Raw genomic sequence first — 1,608 nt, forward strand, 5'->3', positions numbered from 1 at the left:
ACCATCGCCTCTGTGTGCCAACCTAAAAGGGTGATTTGCTCACATATTTGCTCACATGGGCAGCCCTAGAGCCTCAGCTACATGGGCATCGGTTCTCAGGTCAAGCTTGCGACTAACCCTTTTCCAGCGGGGTACAAGTAGCGGTTGGCGAGTATCCGATCTAAGAGGTCGCACTCGCTTGACTGTTGAGTCAAATGGCAGTCGACATCAAGTTTTGCTGCCATTCCAGTGGTCGCACGACCAAACAGATGCAATTCGAGAGGCCGTGTTGGCTATTCACGCCGCTCATCGCGGGGGAATACCAATCGAAAGAGCAATAAATGCAGCGCTCACAAGCGATGACTCCCTAGAAAATGCATTAACAGGCCCAATTAACTGGCCCGATCTAGTAGAACGATTCAAGGCTCAAAAAATAAGTAGCGGTGCAATAAAGCCTGAAACCTGGACGAGTGTTTACCAACGCAGGATCACAGAACTTCTTGCCACATTTAAGAAGAAAAAACCACCAATAAATTCCCGTGAATTACTGGAAACCATTACCGAAAGGTGGGCTAAAAAACCGGGCTGCCGAGGGCGTCAGATGCAGGTACAACAAACAGCCGCGTTGTTGCGCTGGGGCGTGGATCAAGGCTTTCTTGGTATGGAATGGGCTCCGCCACTAGAGCTCAATGCATTTGTTGGTCGAAAAAGGGAAGCAAAAGTGATAACAACACCAATAGAAGTTCAACATATTCTGGAGTTAGTTGATGCAATACCCGATTCCAGATGGCGCTTTGCCTTCCAATTACTTTCGGCCTATGGGCTTAGACCAGAAGAACTTCAACACCTAGAACTACGAGCTGGCCGGTTGTGGTGTAACTACCGAAAAAGCACTAGTCGAGGTGAAACAAAACMAAGACCATTACGACTGTTACCATGCGACGACTGGAGTGAAAACTGGAATTTAGTCAAGCAATTCAAAAAGCAACCGCTTCCACCAATGCGCCCAGGTCATGGCGCTGAAGATTTAGGGGTCTATATGCGGAGGCGCAAACGCTGGGTAGAGCTCAGACAGCTATATGAAGAATCGGGTGAAAAACTAGTGCTTTATTCAGCCAGGCACGGTTACGCCCATCGTGCACATCTAATATGCGAACTACCACCAAAAGTTGCTGCCGCTGCAATGGGTCACAGCCTTGAAACACATCTGGCGGCCTACAGTAAGTGGTGCGGAGATGACGTAATTGATACAGCGTTCCAACAAGCAGCAACCAGACTTGAGCGAATATCAAAAATGAGCAACGAATAGAGTTGATGTCTTAATCAGCTCAAAAATAGAGTTCCTGCATGACAGACAGGTATCCAGAGCTGGGTGCCATCCATCTGTTAACTCCTTACGGACACAACAATATTCAACAACCTCTCATTTGCACAGCATGGCTGCTCAGAAGAGCGAAACTGAAGCTCTGCAAGCCGATCAAATCAGCCTGAAGTTATGACTAGATCAGCTGCTACTACGATCCGCCAGCGGCTGGATGCCTTGAAACCGCAGGTACTTGCAGTAGCAACACGCCATGGMGCATCCAACCTGAGGATCTATGGATCTATCGCCACGGGCTGGGAGCACTC

General features: G+C 48.7%; 1 protein-coding gene. It reads left to right on the plus strand.

All coding sequences use genetic code 11. From position 1 onward, the window contains the following. Positions 1–178 precede the first annotated feature (178 nt). On the plus strand, positions 179–1,288 hold the full coding sequence (locus C7K08_RS13990; RefSeq protein WP_133165315.1) for a site-specific integrase: 1,110 nt from the start codon (positions 179–181) through the stop codon (positions 1,286–1,288). Positions 1,289–1,608 lie beyond the last annotated feature (320 nt).

The sequence above is a fragment of the Synechococcus lacustris str. Tous genome (assembly GCF_003011125.1).
Taxonomy (GTDB): domain Bacteria; phylum Cyanobacteriota; class Cyanobacteriia; order PCC-6307; family Cyanobiaceae; genus Synechococcus_D; species Synechococcus_D lacustris.